This is a genomic window from Pseudomonas sp. SWRI50 (assembly GCF_014269095.1).
In the GTDB taxonomy this organism is placed as follows: Bacteria; Pseudomonadota; Gammaproteobacteria; order Pseudomonadales; family Pseudomonadaceae; genus Aquipseudomonas; species Aquipseudomonas kermanshahensis.
Genome location: NZ_JABWRW010000002.1, coordinates 203,750 through 219,205, shown reverse-complemented (window position 1 = coordinate 219,205; position 15,456 = coordinate 203,750). Strand labels below are relative to the sequence as shown.

Genomic DNA, 15,456 nt, shown 5'->3' with positions numbered 1-15,456 from the left:
CCGTTGCTGAGTGCATAATCAACCTCGTTACTTGCTGTAGAGAAAGCCGCCCTGCCAGGCGGTTTTTTTTCGCCTGCGATTCCGCTACTGGATGGATTCGCAGGTGTTTCGATCATCTAGTGGCGCTATGCCAGATCACTGAGAATTACCCCATCAGCGCCGATTCAGGCTGCTACGTCCGCAGCGGCGACTTCACGCTCACGCTGCTCAAGCAGCTTTTCAATCGACTTGCCAAGCTCGTAGCGAACGGCAGAACCGTTTGAAGCCCGTGAAATGGTCGGCTGCGTGGTACTGCAATGCCTGGCTACATCCGCCTGCGACAGCCCAAGCTGAAACAAACGGTTCAACATCTCTTGAACTGTCATGGGAATTTCCTATGAGTTTTCGCATTGCTGATCATACGAACAAGCATAGGTCTATGCAATAGAATTGCGCTGATACGTCCACGCATATGGGAAAGGTTATGAGTGTTGCCGATCGGCTTAGGACCAAAATGAAAGACTTAGGTCTCAGCGAAAGCGAGCTGAGCAGGCAGTCGAAGGTTCCTCAGCCCACTATCAACCGAATCCTATCTGGAGAAAGCTCAAGCCCGCGCCGTGGCACCATTGAGGGGCTTGGAAAGGCCCTTGGTGTATCACCGGATTGGTTGATGTTCGGGTCTGCCGCCTCGGATGACTCCAACATTACTGCTGCATTGCAGCCAAACAGATCTTTTGCCTACCCAGAAATCAGCTGGGTTCAGGCCGGCAATGCGAGAGAGGCTTTTGAAGTGGGCAATATTTCCTCATGCCCTAGACACACCTCCGACGTGTGGGCGGGCGAGGATGCGTTCTGGCTGAAGGTAGTTGGAAGCTCCATGACGAGCCAAACCGGACACTCCTTCCCAGAGGGCTTCTTGATCTTGGTTGCCCCCGACATCGAACCACGGCCAGGCCAGTTCGTTGTCGCCAGAATGATTGACACCAACGAGGCGACCTTCAAGCAGTTGGTACGGGATGCCGGAGAGCTATATCTCAAGCCACTCAACTCTGCCTACCCCATCAAGCCCATAGATGACACCTGGGAAATCGTAGGGACCGTCGTGGACGGCAAGATGCCCAAATCTATCTTTATGCTCTGACTTTACCCAAATGAACTGAAGCCCGCCCTGCGCGGGCTTTTTCGTACCTTGCATAAATTTATGCGGAATCGTATTGACTCGATTTATGAGGATTCGTATAGTTCAGCCATCGAAACGCATAGCGCTCGACGGAACCCGCTCTTTACACAACCAGACGTGACCACCTCGACGCACCCAGGCCATTACCTGGGTCGGGACAAGCTAAGTCGTCGACCACGCAGCCTCTGGATAGCTGCCGGACTCCCCCATGGGAGGACGCCAAACCATGCGAGCCACCTGATGCGTAGCCAGTAGCTGCAGCAGGCAGTGGTGGGGAAACCCGGCGATGAGCGTGGAGCGGATCAAAAACCATAGGAGGGACCAGCCAATGAAGTAGTAAGCCCAGCCGGAACCCGGACCGGCAACCCACGACGGACTGCCCCATCCAACGGGCCGCAGAGCTGCAGTCGGCAGTCGTGCAGTGAACACCTTACCCCGCGAACACCCCGCCGAGGCCGATCGACACGAGGTGATAGGGAAGCTCAAGGCCAACCGAACTGAGAGCAAGGCCATCGGCGGCTGAGCTCGAACGATCACCGCTGACGCAGTACCCCGGCCTGTCGCCAGTAGCGAGGCCGGGAACGCTATTTAAAGCTCACCCCAGTGAACATTAACTCGCTTAAACATCACCACGATAAACATTAAGTCGGCTGAATTGGTCGTGACGTTCGCCCTCCCCTGGTCCGGGAGGTTCTCGGCAGCGAGCGTCACGACCAATGCAGCCCACCGAGGACACTTCATGGAAACGATCACTTGCGGGTCATGGATTGGCCAGCTCGGCAAGGCGCTGGCTCCCCGTGAGCTCGAAGCATTGCTGTGGGTGGCCCAGGGCCTCACCACCAAAGAAATCGCCCGCCAGATGGCGGTCAGCCCAGGCACCGTGGCCAACCGAATCGAGGCCGCGCTGTTCAAGCTGGAGGCCGGCCGCCGCATCGAAGCGGTCACCAAGGCCATGCGCCAACAGATCATCAGCCCACTCTGCATCGCCCTCGCCGGCCTCATCGCCATGCATGCGGTGATCAACGACAGCGACCCCATGCGCCGCGACCGCCGCGCGCCGGAGCGCCGCACCGCCCAAGTTCGAATCGTTCGCAAGGCCGAGGCCTTCGAGTACCACGCCTGACCCTACCGAGGATCACCCCATGCAGACAGCAATGCACCCTGCTTTCGAGCAGAAGCTTGCCGTGCTCGCGGCCTTGCTCGAGCGCAGTAAGTCAGTGAGGGCCGAGGCGCACGCCAAGGTCAACCAGCCCGCACCGCGGTACCAGGCATCGGGCAAGGACGGAAAATGGGATGTGGTGGAGATCTCCACTGGCGCCGTTCAGGGCTACGCCTTCACCTATCGGGCCGTCATGCGCTTTGTTAACGCGATGGAGGCAGGTGCGGCGAGCAAGGGAGGCGGACTTCAATGATCGGCAGCCCAAATCAAGACCAGCGCAGTGCAGTGCTAGCCCAGCTCAATGCGAGCATCGACAGCTTCTTTCTCGACGGCGGCCAGGTGCAAAGCCTGCCGACCAAAGGCTATGTGCCGCGGCGCGCGCACCGTGATCTTGAGCCGGCACGAGCGCAAGCCGCTCCGCTGAACACCCGCACTGAAAGACGCCAGATGCGCATTGAAGAAGTGCGCGAGTTGGCGAAGCGCATGACTTATGCCGAAGCCGCTGTATACACCGGCCTGTCATTGAGCTGCCTGAGCCGTTACGCCTTGGACGGCCAATTCAAATTCAAGCCAGATCCAAGGCGCGGCAAGGGCAACCTGGGCAAGAAGCTCAGCGACCCGGCTGCCGACAGGGACAAAGCGGACCAGATCATCGCCTACCGCAACCTCTGCATGACCAGATATCAGGTGGTGCGGCTGATGAAGATCTCCGACAAGCAGCTAAAGCGGCTGCTGCGTGAGTTCGAGATCAACTTCCCGACCACCGCCGAAAAGCGAGAAGCCAACACAACATGAAACGCATCACCGCGCGCGTCCGGCATGGCCGGCGCCAGCAGCACATCAATCTGCCGCCCAGCGGCTTGGGAGGTACCAGCGATGGCCGAGGAAAAGACCGGTGTCGCGAAACACTCTGCGGACTACCGGGCCCGGCAGAAGGCCCAGGCGAAGAAGCTGGGAATCGAGAAGGTGTTTTTCAACATGCCAGAAGGGATCAAGGCCGCCATAGCTGCAGAGATCGAGCAGCATGGCTACGACCAGGTGCAGGAACTCTGGCAGGACCTGGCCTTGTCGTGGATCGCGCAGGATCCTGAAGAGCGGGCGCGTCGCCTTGAAAGACCTGACGCGCCAGCCTTTTACATCTCTCCAAAACTAGCGCGTCAGTTCGAAGTACAGAGCCTGCGCGACCTTCGGCGAGATCCGGGCGATGAAATCGTACCGCCTGATTAGTCTCTTTCTTCTTCGTCGAAGATGTTGACGCTCAGCTGAACGGAGTAGCTACCCTCAGCGCCAGCCGCTTCAAGCACATGCTGCGGAGTAGAGCGATCAAAAATAGCCACGTAGCTGTACAGCTGGCCTTCATCGCTCTCATTCGTATCCAGCGTCACGTAGTTCTCAACATCCTCAACTGAAATGTCGAGCATGCGAGCAAGAACATCATTGTTGTAATCCCCTTCAAAACCGTGACTCATCTGTTTCTCTCCGAATTTCCGACCCCATGCCGGTCACCCGTAATACCCCATCCCCAACCAAATTGCCACCATGCCGCCAGCCGGCCACGGAGGAACACTCATGCCCATTCGCCACGCAGTGATGCACTTCATCGATAAGAAGCCGGACGGCAGCCCAGCGGCCCTGCACATGGCCAGCGCCAGCCTGCCGGAAAGCGGCGCCATCGAGAACCTGGTGAACGATGTTAACGACGGCTACAACGCCAAGACCGGCAAGGCCTGGGGATTCTTCCATAGCGAATCCGGCGCTTACCCTCTCAGTGGCTGGCTAGCCAAGGTAGTCAGCGGCGACATGCAGTTCATCGACTTCACCCGCACCGCAGTGGAGCACCTGACGCGACTCATGGAGGAATCAAACCTGGCAGTTGGCGGCCATGTTCTGTTCGCCCTGTATCAGCAAGGGCTGACCGACTACCTGACGATCGCCATCCTGCGTCAGGTCGAGACGATCTCGGTTGCCGATGACCTAACCGTGTCGGTATCGCACCACCTGGATACCAGCGCGCTGCACTTAGCCGCCCGCATCAACCTGAGCGAATGGAAGAACAACCCAGCATCGCGCCAGTACATATCGTTCATCAAGAGCAAGAACGGCCGCAAAGCCTCGGACTACTTCCGCGACTTCATCGGCTGCCAGGAAGGGATCGACAGCCCAGGCGAAACCCGAACCCTGCTCAAGGCCTTCGCCGACTTCGTGAAGGCTGAAGACCTGCCCGACGACACTGCCAGCGAGAAGGGCCACCACCTGGTGGCCTATGCCCAGGCGCAAGACAAGCTTGGCGAGCCGGTCCGCCTGGACGAGCTTTCCGAGGTGCTGAACGAAGACAGGCCAAAGACCTTCGCCGAGTTCATCCAGGCAGGCGACTACGGGATGTCCGAGAGCTTCGCCGCTGACAAGCGAACCCTCAATCAGTACCGCCGCTACACCGGCCGCGCCGAGGGAATGTCGATCAGCTTCGAAGCGCACCTGCTCGGCAAGCGCGTTGAGTTCGATCAGGACAGCGCCAGCCTGACCATCAAGAATCTTCCGACGCAACTTATGACTCAGCTGAAGCGCACAGCAACTTCCTTCGACGGTTAGCTCAGGTCAAAAATTGAGCTACCTAACGCTTGAAGCCCGTAATGAAGTCCGGGACCGTAATACACCATCCAAAGTTGACTGTGCAAAGCAGCAAAACTGCCCAAACAGCCATGAGGGATAAGCCGAGTTTGATGGGAACTCGGCTGACAGAGTACTTCTCAAGTATGAGGCCTCGAATGATTCGACTTCCAGTTCCCGATTCAAGCCGAGATTGAACATCTGCTTTGATTTGCTTCGGGTTCTTGGAAAACAGCTCTACTGGAGCTCGATCGCCAGCTTCATTAAGCAGCTTTATCAATCGAAGCTCTGCCTCTTTAAGCTCATGCTCCCAATGCTCTTGCCAGTACTTGGCTCCCGCCGCGATCTGTGTCTGGTACCAAGAAACGATCACACCAGTGACACAAGCCATGAACGAGACCACTGGGAATGACCCGACTGACTGAACCAGTCCCGCGAAAAGGACACCCTGAAAAATCATTAGGAAGTTGTTTCTGTTGGCAAGCTGGCCAATCTCGAAATTTCTTATCTCAATGCACTGCTCGTAAAGACGCTTGGCGGCTGCCAAAGGCTCGTTCGTTTGGGTCAACTCAACATCTCCCGGCTTCATTTCGTATCCCTTTAGGCGTCATGCCGCGCAGTAGAAAACACTAATTGCATTCATTTTGCCATCACCAAGCGTCAGCAAGGCGCAGGAGTCCGTTTATGAGCACATTCGCAGTGTTCGGCATGACCCGTGATGTAGCGCTGGCCGAAGCCAAGAAGCGCGTAAAAACCAGCAAGCCGGGGAAGCCTGGCGCCCCCCCCCTTGCAGCTGACGCCAGTCCAATGGGAAGAGGCAGTCGCGAAATACGCTGACAAGCTCATGAGCGGCGAGCGAGTTAAACAACTGAGCAATCTATTCGACGCCCCTCAGTACGCACAGCAGTTCATCGAACTGGCAATAAAGCACAGCGAGTGCCGCGATTTGCGCATTCGCGCTCGCTGCGCGATGGTCGACGCCAAGGGGAAGCCGGTTATCAATCCAAAGACCAAAATGCCGAAGATCGGATGGTCCGACTACCAGGCCGCAAGTCACGCGGCCTGAAGCTTCTGACCACCTTTCAATGTGATTACATTTTGATCGCTCACCGATTCGACCTTCTCGACTGCATCCATAGCTACTCGATGAGCCTCCTCCAGAGTGGGATAGCTGGGCGACCTGATCACGGCATATGCAGGCCTCTCCTCACCCCGCTGAACACTCAAGATCGGGTAATAGCCGCCCTGCAACTGTGAGGCGCCCGACCAAATAAAAGCCTCCCCAAAAACTTTCGTACCCACGGCAGTGCTCCTATTGTGAACTGAGCCAATAGGAAAGCACGGGGAGTCGCTCAATTCCAGGATCCGAGACATCAACATGCCCACAGAAAACCGATCCAACGACGCCGACGGCTGGATAGCCTGCGACGACGGCCTGCACCTAATCCAAATGGACAAGAAACTCAGCCATTACGGCTGGGTGTTCAGGAAAATTAATGGAGGCCTGCCCTACTCGGTTCGGGAAGCCACGCCTCACGAAATGGCACATGCCCAAGCTCGCCAGCACCTGCGGATTGGAGTCGCGCAGATCGCTGGGCAGGCGCCAGCCCCGCAGCCCCACCCCGAGCCCATAGCCTGGATGGTTGGTACTGCCATCTGGTGGACCAAAGAAGAGGCAGAGAGGGATGCGGCGGCGATGGGGCTTCCTGTTGTTGGCCTAGGACCGATGACGGCGCACCAAGGCGAGCCAGTCTGGTTCATGACCGAGGGCGGCGTTAGCGCCTTGCACGCAAAGGCCAAGGCCATAAGCGACCAACAGGGGTTGGACACCAGCTCCTACAGCGTGCCGCTCTACACCCACGCCGATCCTGGCGAGGCTGAGCGCCAGAGGTCGCGTGCTGACACCAACGCCCTAAACCATAAGCATGCGAAGAACGCACTAGGAGATATCAAGGCGTTCGTCGGTCGGCTTGTAGCAGGTTCCAATGGTCAGGCGTCAATCGCTACCGGATACCTTGCCGACATTGCCGATTTCATCGATAGGCGAACCATTGGCGATCCGGTCCATATAGGGGATGCCAACGCCCTGCGCCTGGACCTGCAAGAGGCGCGGCGTAATGAGTTCAATGCGAGCGCAGAGGTCGAGCGGCTGCGCGAAGCGCTCGCTGAATGCAAGAGCGCGTGTGCCGAGCATGAAGCCCAAGTCGCGGCGGATTTCAAGCACATTGACGACCTGCGCGCCAAGCTGGCCAAGTGGAGTTTGCTGTTGGGTGAGATAGCCGACCATTGCAATGGGTGCGTCATGCCTACTGAACAGTTGCTGCGCGACTGGGGATCGAGCATAGACGCCGCCCTATCCGCCAGCGCAGAGCCGAGCGCTCCCATCTGGTCGTGCCAGCCCTGCAAGATTGAACAACCAACTGATCGACCCTGCGATGCTTGCAGCGGCGCGACTGAGCTGAAAATCTAGCAATCCTGACTGGAGCACATTTGTACTCCACCCAGCTGTAACCCCTCTCCCCTCTATTCACTGCCGCGATATGGCGGCCGGAAGGGGCTGACTCGATTTCACTGACTGAACCAGCCCCGGGGTGGAAACAACCTTACCTTGCAGAAGCTTTGGCTGTGATGGCGGGCATTCCTTCGGTAGCAATCCGGCGCGCCAGCCCTACACCCAAGGCCATTGCACGAGTCATCGATTCGCCGGGACGGGAATCGAACGCCTCTTCGTGCAAGGCCATTCCTTCGGGTGCATAGACGCCGATGAACATCTGGGTCTGACCTGTTGTTGAAAGCCTCACCTGGACATCAATGTGCGTGCCGTCGTCGAGCGTCTCGTCATGGGTGCGGTGGTGAAGCGTTGGGTCTGCCCAATTCCAAAACACATTTCCACGAACTCGCATATGACCCTCCTCCAATCGTTATTTTTCATCCATTAGAAAGCCAAATTAATGCGCACAGAAAAAACTTCAAGTGACGTAAGTCAGAAAATTAAACTAAGCGACAACCGGCATTAAACTTATACAAATTTATGGTTTTGTAGAGGTTTTATTGTGATCAAGAACAACCAACCCACCCTCTCTCGCTTCGTCTGTAAGCGAATCGGCAAATTCAATCCAAGCATTGAATGCAGCGCGGTGCGCGTCGCATGCTGCTTGCCATTCTGGCCCTCCCAAGCGTCCGTAAGCTACCTGATTCATGGTGGTTGAGGTGAGCGCGTCCAGCTCACGCAGCAATTTGTAAGCGCGATATCTTTTTTCTATATCCGGCATGGTCTTTCCATCCAACTTGCACAGCAAGGATTTGAGTCTTCCAAGACTTCTGCCTGATGGACCTCCCCTGGTCTCACTTATTTCCATCGATCTTAAACTGTCCGCCGAATGGCGGCGAGGAGGAGCTATGCCCGATTCAACGCTGTTGCCCGACCTAGATGGCCGTTGCCGATGGCCCGCCTCGCCCTCTGCCTCCTGCTGCTGGCCACCGGCGCCAGCGCAACCGAAAACGTCATCGACGTGCAGCACGACAGCCAACGCGGCGTTACCTGCTACCTGCTCAACGGGGTCGGCATCAGCTGTATCCCCGACAGCCTGCTGCAGGCCGGCAACGAGCGCCAGCTCTCCCCGCACGAACAGCAGGACAACGCACCTACACCCGCACTGGCGCCAGGGCGCTGGATTGATGAGAGGTATCAGCTGTGAGCAAGTATCGTAAAGGTCAGCTTTACACCCGTCGCATGCGCCCGTCAGACGACAGCGACAGTTGGCGCCTGGCAATGCGCCTGGCGTTCTACACAACGATGCTGCGCAGTGGCGATTACAAGAGTGCATACGTGCTCTGCCGCCACGGTGTGAAAGGGATCATGGAAGTTGGTCGGAGCCGTAAAGACCTGACCTCAACCCTGTTCATGTCCGGTTGCCGCACCTTCAAGGATATCCAGCGCAAGAGCAAGTTCGGCAACATCGAGCGCGCCAAAGCGGCCAAGGCCAAGCAGGTGGCGCCATGACCGACCTGATCGAAGTGAGGGTATCGAACCTAATCGGTGCGCCGCTGGACTGGGCGGTGGCCATGGCCGAAGGCTACAAGCAAGACACCGAAAACCACCTGACGATTATCAGTCCCCGGGGCGTATTCACCAGCGTGAGCACCCGCGGCGCATCCGAAGGCTTCGGGTTTCGACCATCCACTAACTGGGACCAGGGCGGCCCGCTGATCGACAAGCACAACGGCGGGCTGCACTACGAGGCCCACCTCGCCGACGCGAACTTCCGCTACAGCTCTGGGCCAGGCAGGACCGGTTTCTGGTGCTACGGCCCAACTGCGCTAATTGCCTTCTGTCGAGGCCTGGTCAAAGCCAAGCTCGGCGATACCGTCCAGGTGCCCAAGGAGCTGATGCCATGATCGCCCTCGCCTACATGGCCTACCTGATCTACAGGGGGCCGAGATGACAGCCGAAGTTTTCCAGTTCCCCACCACCCGCCGATTGCACAACAACCAGGTTGCGGCCAACCAAGCCGAGCGCAAGAGGCTGGCCGATTGGTTTCGGACCATCGCCCAGCACATCGAGGGTAACGAGGTCGAGCACGAACCGCTCGCAGCCATGATCGTGCTCAGCAGCGCCGCCGGCGACGAAGTTCTGCATGTAGGCTATGCGGCGGATGCCGTATGCATCCGTCAGGCCGGCAGCGCCGCTTCCCGCTGGTCGGGGCTCTCGTATCAGCGTCGTGGCGGCAACTTCTTCGACCGCATCAAGTAACCCCTCCCCCTACTACTCAAGCCCGCCGACATGCGCGGGCATGGAGAGCTATCGCCATGACGAAAGATGAACTCTCGAGCCTGCCTGCAAAGGTCCGCATTGCGATCGAGGCCGGCAAAGCCGCAGCGGCTGCGTGCACCGACGACGGCGGCAGCGCCAACTTGGACCGCGTAGTGATTCCGGTGCCAGGCCTTCGGCCCAGCCAACTGCAGGGGTTGCCCGGTTACGTCCAGAAGAAAAGCCGCTACCACCAGCAAGGCGTCCACTTGGACACACCTTGGCCAGGCCAGGGAAACCAGCACAGCGCGGGCGTGCAGGCAATGCACAAGTCGCTCAAGGACCAGGGCGTCAACTGCTACGTCTACTACCAGGTCGACTGACCACCAACCTGCCGCCACCGGCGGCGTGGAGACCATCCCATGGATATCGAGAGCACCAGTGACGTAGACAAGGTCACTGAGCAGCGAATGGCCGAACTCATCGGCTGCACTAAACGCTCCCTAGAACACCGACGCCTGGATGGGAAGATTCCCGCGGGCGTCTGGATGAAGCACGGCGGCCGGATCATTTACAGCAAAAAGAGGTATGACGAATGGCTGGAAAGCCAATGGGTTTACCCCGTGGGGTCGAAATCTTCCGCAACTCCCTCCGCATTCGTTTCACATGGGACGGTATCCGTCGATGCGAAACGCTCCCCTATCCCCCGACACAAAAAGGGATCAAGGCTGCATCCAGCCTTCGCGATCAGGTAACCAGCCTCAACAAGCTCGGGCTGCTTGATCCAGACAAATACGCCGAGCTGTTTCCAAGCTCGCAAGCTGCGGTCGGCGGTAAGCCGACTTTTGGCGAATATGCTCAGCTCTGGCTGGACAGCCGCGAAATCACTCAAGGTACGCACAACAACTACAAAAGCGCCCTGAACCTCTACTGGGTACCGCGACTGGCCATGGTCCGTGTCGACCTGATCACGACCAATCTCCTCCGCCGCGTCATCATTGAAACCGAATGGACCTCGGCAAACGTGAAGCGCAATGCGATTACCCGATTATCGACGATCCTTGCGGCAGCGACCCGGGAGGGCTTGCTAGTTAAGAACCCCGCCGAGCTGATCGAACTACCGAAAAGGTCGAAAAAGGAGATCGACCCATTCAGCCTTGCGGAAGCCAATTCCATCATCGACAAGCTGTATCAGCACAAGCACTGGCCTAGCCTGATCTATGCCGCTCTGTTCGAGTTCATGTTCTTCACCGGCCTCCGCCTGTCGGAGGCTTTGGCGGTACGGTGGGATGTGATCGATATGGAAAGAAAGACGGTGCACGTCAAGAGGACCGTCGCCTTGGGCGAGGTGGAGGAAAGGACGAAAACCGGCCGGGACCGTTTCGTGCTGCTGAACGATAGGGCCTTACGGGCTATCCAGTTCGCCAGGCAATACGCGGATCGCCGCAGAGATGGTAAGGGGGCGGTGACCGAAACGCCGTTCCTGTTCCCGCCGTCGAAGAACGCCAAGTACGTGAAACAGACGTCCGACCTCCACAAGCAGTGGGTGCCTGTGCTCAATGAATTGGGGATCAGGCGTCGTCCCCCATACAACTGCCGTCACACCTATGCGACAATATGCTTAATGTCCGGCCTCAACCCCGCATTTATCGCCCAACAGCTGGGTCACAGCGTGCAGATGCTGCTGTCGACGTATGCCCGTTGGCTTAACTCAAGCTCTGACTGGAGCGAGCTGGAAAAACTCAAGATTGGTATCAAATCGGTATCAGCTGAAAGCCCAGCGTCGTAAGTTACTGATAGGTAAGCCCTTTGATCTCCACCGCCAACATCACCATGCAGTTCGGCTCCAAGCCGCTGTTTGAAAACGTTTCCGTCAAATTCAACAACGGCAACCGCTACGGCCTCATCGGCGCCAACGGTTGCGGTAAGTCGACCTTCATGAAGATCCTCGGCGGCGACCTTGAGCCGTCCGGTGGCCAGGTCATGCTCGAGCCAAACACCCGCCTCGGCAAGCTGCGCCAGGACCAGTTCGCCTACGAGGAATTCACCGTGATCGATACGGTGATCATGGGCCACGGCCAGCTGTGGAAGGTCAAAGCCGAGCGCGATCGTATCTACTCGCTGCCAGAAATGACCGAGGAAGACGGCATGGCCGTCGCCGAGCTGGAAACCGAATTCGCCGAGATGGACGGTTACACCGCCGAATCGCGCGCCGGTGAACTGCTGCTGGGCCTGGGGATTCCGCTGGACCAGCACTTCGGCCCGATGAGCGAAGTGGCACCGGGCTGGAAGCTGCGTGTGCTGCTGGCCCAGGCGCTGTTCTCGGACCCGGACGTGCTGCTGCTCGACGAACCGACCAACCACCTGGACATCAACACCATCCGCTGGCTGGAAACGATCCTCACGGCGCGCAACAGCACCATGATCATCATTTCCCACGACCGGCACTTCCTGAACAGCGTTTGCACTCACATGGCCGACCTGGACTACGGTGAGCTGCGCCTGTTCCCAGGCAACTACGACGAGTACATGACCGCCGCGACCCAGTCGCGCGAGCAGTTGCTGTCGGACAACGCCAAGAAGAAAGCCCAGATCGCCGAGCTGCAGACCTTCGTCAGCCGCTTCTCGGCCAACGCCTCCAAGGCCAAGCAGGCCACCTCGCGCGCCAAGCAGATCGACAAGATCCAGCTGGCCGAGGTCAAACCCTCGAGCCGGGTCAGCCCGTTCATCCGCTTCGAGCAGACCAAGAAGCTGCACCGTCAGGCCGTCGTGGTCGAAAAAATGGCCAAGGCCTTCGACGACAAGGTTCTGTTCAAGAACTTCGACATCACTGTCGAAGCTGGCGAGCGCGTTGCGATCATCGGCCCCAACGGTATCGGCAAGACCACCCTGCTGCGCACCCTGGTTGGCGAAATGACACCGGATGCGGGCTCGGTGAAGTGGACCGACAGCGCGGAAGTAGGCTACTACGCCCAGGACCACGCCCACGACTTCGAGGACGACCTGAGCCTGTTCGACTGGATGGGCCAGTGGACCTCCGGTGAGCAGGTGATTCGCGGCACCCTCGGGCGCATGCTGTTCTCCAACGACGAGATCCTCAAGTCGGTGAAGGTGATTTCCGGTGGTGAGCAAGGCCGCATGCTGTTCGGCAAGCTGATCCTGCAAAAACCGAACGTGCTGGTGATGGACGAACCGACCAACCACCTGGACATGGAATCGATCGAAGCACTGAACCTGGCGCTGGAAAACTACCCAGGCACGCTGCTGTTCGTCAGCCATGACCGCGAGTTCGTGTCCTCGCTGGCCACCCGCATCATCGAGCTGTCGCCGGACGGTGTCGTGGACTTCAGCGGCACCTATGACGACTACCTGCGTAGCCAGGGCGTCGTGGTCTGATGTAGTGCGCTCCGCCTGGTCGCGTTGAGTTGACCAGGCGGATCCCATGGATGGGTCATTCACCCGGAATAATTCGTTAGCCTGCTTTCATTTCCTTCGCGCAACGGCCATGATGAAACAACGCCCAACCGCCCGCCCGCGAAAGAGCCCATGACCGCGCAACAGCCCGCCCCCCGCCAGCAATACCTCCAACGTCACCCTGCAGATCCTGTCGATCGTCTTCTACACGTTCATTGCCTTCCTCTGCATCGGCCTGCCGATTGCGGTGTTGCCCAGCTATGTGCATGACCAGTTGGGCTTCGGCGCGGTTGTCGCCGGGATAACGATTGGCCTGCAGTACCTGGCCACCCTGCTGAGCCGCCCCTTTGCCGGGCGGGTGGCGGACACGCTGGGCGGCAAGCAGGCGATTCGTTTCGGCTTGCTCGGCATTGCCAGTTGCGGGGTGCTGACGCTGTTGTCGGCCTGGACCCTGAGCGTGCCGTTACTGAGCCTGGCGCTATTGCTGGGCGGGCGCCTGCTGCTGGGCATCGCCCAAGGGCTGATCGGCGTGGCCACCTTGAGCTGGGGCATCAGCCAGGTTGGGCCGGAGCACACCGCCCGGGTGATCTCGTGGAACGGTATCGCGTCTTACGGCGCCATCGCCATTGGTGCACCGGTCGGCGTGCTGGCCGTGGATGGCCTGGACTTCAGCGTGCTGGGGCCAACCTTGCTGGTGCTGGCGCTGCTGGCCATGCTGGTGCTGCGCAAACGCCCGGACGTGGTGGTGGTACGGGGCGAGCGGCTGCCCTTCTGGTCTGCGTTCGGCCGCGTTGCGCCCTGTGGCCTGGGGCTGACACTGGCGTCGATCGGCTATGGCACGCTGACCACGTTCGTCACCCTCTATTACCTGGAACGTGGCTGGGCCGGTGCAGCCTGGTGCCTGAGCGCCTTCGGCGTGTGCTTTATCATTTCGCGGCTGTTGTTCGTCAATGCGGTCAACCGGTTTGGCGGCTACAACGTGGCAGTGGTGTGCATGGCCACCGAAGTGATCGGCCTGGGACTGCTGTGGCTGGCACCCTCGCCGCCTTGGGCCTTGGCGGGTGCCGGGCTCACAGGGTTTGGCTTGTCGCTGGTGTACCCGGCACTGGGCGTAGAAGCCATCAAGCAGGTGCCTAGCAGCAGCCGCGGCGCTGGGCTGGGGGCTTACGCAGTGTTTTTCGACATGGCCTTGGCCATCGCCGGCCCGGTGATGGGCGCGGTGGCAGTGCACCTGGGCTATGCCTCTATCTTCTGCGTTGCCGCCCTGCTCGCCTTGGCAGGCGTTGGCTTAACGCTGCTTCTGGCGCGGCGCAGCCGACGCAGCTGAGCGCTCATCCAGTAGCGGTGCGCTGAGGGCCTGGCTGAAGAACGCTGCGGTGTCGCGTTGCAGCGAGTGATGAATATGGCGGCGGTCAACGCCTTCGGCATCCTTGCACAGCGCCGGCATACGGGCGTGTTGTTCTTCGTCGCAGCGCGCCATGAACACAAAATGCCCTGCGCCGGCCAGCAGACGATAATCCGGCGTGACGGGCAGTTTGCGCGCCAACGCTTCGGCATTGCGGTCCACGGCCACCAGTTGGTCGCTGTCGCCGCTGTAGATCAGCACCGGGATGTGCACACTGGCCAGCGCATGGCGGCCAAACAGCAGGCTCAGCGGCGCCATCAGCATCGCCGCGCCCACCCGTGAATCGGCCTTCGGTGCCAGCTCGCTGCGGTCGGCAATCAGCACGCCATGGGTCTTGCAGGCGTCGCCATCGCTGGGGCGCTCGAGGCAGTACTGGCGCAGGCGGTCCAGGTCAGGTTGCGCACCCGAGACGATCAGCGCCGTTTCGCCCCCGGCCGAATAGCCGATGACACCTACCTTGCCATCATTCAGGTAGGGCCCAAGCAGCGCGTCGTTACGGGCAGCCGTGATCGCGGCGCTGACTTGCAGCGGCCGGCCATACAGGTTGCTCAAGGTACCCAGGCGACTGTGATCGCGGGCGTTGTCCCCCGGGTGCACCACCGCCACGACCACAAAACCCTGCCGTGCCAGCGCGGTGGCCAGGTAATGCAAGGCCAGCGGGCTGCCGGTATTGCCGTGGGAGAGCACCAGTAAAGGGAACTGCCCCAGGGCCACCGGCGCCTCTTCGGCGACGTCGAGCGGATAGCCGTCGATGCGCATGTTATGGGGCACACCTGTCGCCGGGTAAAACGCCAACGCTTGCATCGGGCGATCATCGACAGGGTCGGCCAGGGTCATGTGGTGCAGGCCGGCGACCCAAGGCGCGGCCTGGGCGTGGGCCAACAGGCCGCCGAGCAGGACCAGCGCCAACACGCTGCGAGGGATGTTCATCGCCAGCCGTTCCGAGCAGGGTCAGAGATAGC

The 15,456-nt window shown here is 59.4% G+C and carries 22 protein-coding genes and 1 pseudogene; 16 read left to right on the top strand and 7 right to left on the bottom strand.

Annotation, left to right across the window (positions count from 1 at the left end):
• Nucleotides 1-164: 164 nt before the first annotated feature.
• Nucleotides 165-365, bottom strand: a complete 201-nt coding sequence (locus HU750_RS03195; RefSeq protein WP_186676611.1) for a hypothetical protein — start codon at nt 363-365, stop codon at nt 165-167.
• 98 nt (nt 366-463) lie between these two features.
• Between HU750_RS03195 and HU750_RS03190 the strand changes: the two genes are divergently transcribed.
• The 5 genes from HU750_RS03190 to HU750_RS03170 all read left to right on the top strand — a co-directional run bounded on the left by HU750_RS03190 (nt 464) and on the right by HU750_RS03170 (nt 3,545).
• A complete protein-coding gene (locus tag HU750_RS03190; RefSeq protein ID WP_186676608.1) occupies nt 464-1,120 on the top strand; it encodes a LexA family protein in 657 nt (218 codons plus the stop codon).
• A 778-nt stretch (nt 1,121-1,898) separates the two neighbouring features.
• Complete coding sequence (locus tag HU750_RS03185) at nt 1,899-2,282, top strand: response regulator transcription factor (RefSeq protein ID WP_085273452.1); 384 nt, start codon at nt 1,899-1,901, stop codon at nt 2,280-2,282.
• A 19-nt stretch (nt 2,283-2,301) separates the two neighbouring features.
• Nucleotides 2,302-2,571 (top strand): hypothetical protein, encoded by a 270-nt coding sequence (locus HU750_RS03180; RefSeq protein WP_085273453.1) that lies wholly within the window; start codon nt 2,302-2,304, stop codon nt 2,569-2,571.
• Nucleotides 2,568-3,113 (top strand): hypothetical protein, encoded by a 546-nt coding sequence (locus HU750_RS03175; protein WP_186676600.1) that lies wholly within the window; start codon nt 2,568-2,570, stop codon nt 3,111-3,113. Before HU750_RS03180 ends, HU750_RS03175 begins: the two co-directional genes overlap by 4 nt.
• 81 nt (nt 3,114-3,194) lie before the next feature.
• Nucleotides 3,195-3,545, top strand: a complete 351-nt coding sequence (locus HU750_RS03170; RefSeq protein WP_186676598.1) for a hypothetical protein — start codon at nt 3,195-3,197, stop codon at nt 3,543-3,545.
• On the opposite strand, the gene HU750_RS03165 is transcribed toward HU750_RS03170, so the two are convergent.
• Nucleotides 3,542-3,787, bottom strand: coding sequence for a hypothetical protein (locus tag HU750_RS03165; protein ID WP_186676596.1), 246 nt, complete (start codon nt 3,785-3,787; stop codon nt 3,542-3,544). The two genes, HU750_RS03170 and HU750_RS03165, sit on opposite strands and share 4 nt — an antisense overlap.
• A 100-nt stretch (nt 3,788-3,887) precedes the next feature.
• Here HU750_RS03165 and yejK point away from each other — a divergent pair, with 100 nt between their 5' ends.
• Nucleotides 3,888-4,907: a nucleoid-associated protein YejK gene (gene yejK, locus HU750_RS03160; protein ID WP_186676594.1), complete on the top strand. Its 1,020-nt coding sequence runs from the start codon at nt 3,888-3,890 to the stop codon at nt 4,905-4,907.
• Between the two features lie 22 nt (nt 4,908-4,929).
• Here yejK and HU750_RS03155 read toward each other — a convergent pair whose 3' ends face one another.
• Nucleotides 4,930-5,514 carry a RipA family octameric membrane protein gene (locus tag HU750_RS03155; RefSeq protein WP_186676591.1) on the bottom strand — a complete coding sequence of 195 codons (585 nt, stop codon included), beginning with the start codon at nt 5,512-5,514 and terminating at the stop codon, nt 4,930-4,932.
• 198 nt (nt 5,515-5,712) lie between these two features.
• On the opposite strand from HU750_RS03155, the gene HU750_RS03150 reads away from it, so the two are divergent.
• The gene (locus HU750_RS03150; protein WP_238348871.1) at nt 5,713-5,991 is read left to right on the top strand and encodes a hypothetical protein; all 279 of its coding nucleotides are present in this window, start codon (nt 5,713-5,715) and stop codon (nt 5,989-5,991) included.
• Here HU750_RS03150 and HU750_RS03145 read toward each other — a convergent pair.
• Entirely contained in the window at nt 5,979-6,227 is a 249-nt protein-coding gene (locus HU750_RS03145) for a hypothetical protein (RefSeq protein ID WP_186676588.1), read from the bottom strand. The genes HU750_RS03150 and HU750_RS03145 overlap by 13 nt on opposite strands.
• A gap of 76 nt (nt 6,228-6,303) precedes the next feature.
• On the opposite strand from HU750_RS03145, the gene HU750_RS03140 reads away from it, so the two are divergent.
• The gene (locus HU750_RS03140) at nt 6,304-7,395 is read left to right on the top strand and encodes a hypothetical protein (protein WP_186676954.1); all 1,092 of its coding nucleotides are present in this window, start codon (nt 6,304-6,306) and stop codon (nt 7,393-7,395) included.
• Nucleotides 7,396-7,528: 133 nt separating this feature from the next.
• Here HU750_RS03140 and HU750_RS03135 read toward each other — a convergent pair whose 3' ends face one another.
• Nucleotides 7,529-7,828 carry a hypothetical protein gene (locus HU750_RS03135; protein ID WP_186676585.1) on the bottom strand — a complete coding sequence of 100 codons (300 nt, stop codon included), beginning with the start codon at nt 7,826-7,828 and terminating at the stop codon, nt 7,529-7,531.
• A 126-nt stretch (nt 7,829-7,954) separates the two neighbouring features.
• Entirely contained in the window at nt 7,955-8,197 is a 243-nt protein-coding gene (locus tag HU750_RS03130) for a hypothetical protein (protein ID WP_186676583.1), read from the bottom strand.
• Nucleotides 8,198-8,368: 171 nt separating this feature from the next.
• Here HU750_RS03130 and HU750_RS03125 point away from each other — a divergent pair, with 171 nt between their 5' ends.
• The 8 genes and pseudogenes from HU750_RS03125 to HU750_RS03090 all read left to right on the top strand — a co-directional run bounded on the left by HU750_RS03125 (nt 8,369) and on the right by HU750_RS03090 (nt 14,416).
• Nucleotides 8,369-8,623 (top strand): hypothetical protein, encoded by a 255-nt coding sequence (locus tag HU750_RS03125; RefSeq protein WP_186676581.1) that lies wholly within the window; start codon nt 8,369-8,371, stop codon nt 8,621-8,623.
• The gene (locus tag HU750_RS03120) at nt 8,620-8,928 is read left to right on the top strand and encodes a hypothetical protein (RefSeq protein WP_099453625.1); all 309 of its coding nucleotides are present in this window, start codon (nt 8,620-8,622) and stop codon (nt 8,926-8,928) included. The genes HU750_RS03125 and HU750_RS03120 overlap by 4 nt, the downstream gene beginning before the upstream one ends.
• A complete protein-coding gene (locus HU750_RS03115; RefSeq protein ID WP_099453624.1) occupies nt 8,925-9,323 on the top strand; it encodes a phage protein NinX family protein in 399 nt (132 codons plus the stop codon). Before HU750_RS03120 ends, HU750_RS03115 begins: the two co-directional genes overlap by 4 nt.
• Before the next feature lie 43 nt (nt 9,324-9,366).
• On the top strand, nt 9,367-9,678 hold the full coding sequence (locus HU750_RS03110) for a hypothetical protein (protein WP_099453623.1): 312 nt from the start codon (nt 9,367-9,369) through the stop codon (nt 9,676-9,678).
• A gap of 56 nt (nt 9,679-9,734) precedes the next feature.
• A complete protein-coding gene (locus HU750_RS03105) occupies nt 9,735-10,058 on the top strand; it encodes a hypothetical protein (RefSeq protein WP_186676579.1) in 324 nt (107 codons plus the stop codon).
• Between the two features lie 212 nt (nt 10,059-10,270).
• On the top strand, nt 10,271-11,464 hold the full coding sequence (locus HU750_RS03100) for a tyrosine-type recombinase/integrase (protein ID WP_186676576.1): 1,194 nt from the start codon (nt 10,271-10,273) through the stop codon (nt 11,462-11,464).
• A gap of 20 nt (nt 11,465-11,484) precedes the next feature.
• Entirely contained in the window at nt 11,485-13,071 is a 1,587-nt protein-coding gene (locus tag HU750_RS03095) for an ABC-F family ATPase (protein ID WP_027594842.1), read from the top strand.
• A 150-nt stretch (nt 13,072-13,221) separates the two neighbouring features.
• Nucleotides 13,222-14,416: pseudogene (locus tag HU750_RS03090) on the top strand (MFS transporter).
• Here HU750_RS03090 and HU750_RS03085 read toward each other — a convergent pair.
• The gene (locus HU750_RS03085; RefSeq protein ID WP_186676568.1) at nt 14,378-15,424 is read right to left on the bottom strand and encodes an alpha/beta hydrolase family protein; all 1,047 of its coding nucleotides are present in this window, start codon (nt 15,422-15,424) and stop codon (nt 14,378-14,380) included. The pseudogene HU750_RS03090 and the gene HU750_RS03085 sit on opposite strands and share 39 nt — an antisense overlap.
• Nucleotides 15,425-15,456: the final 32 nt, after the last annotated feature.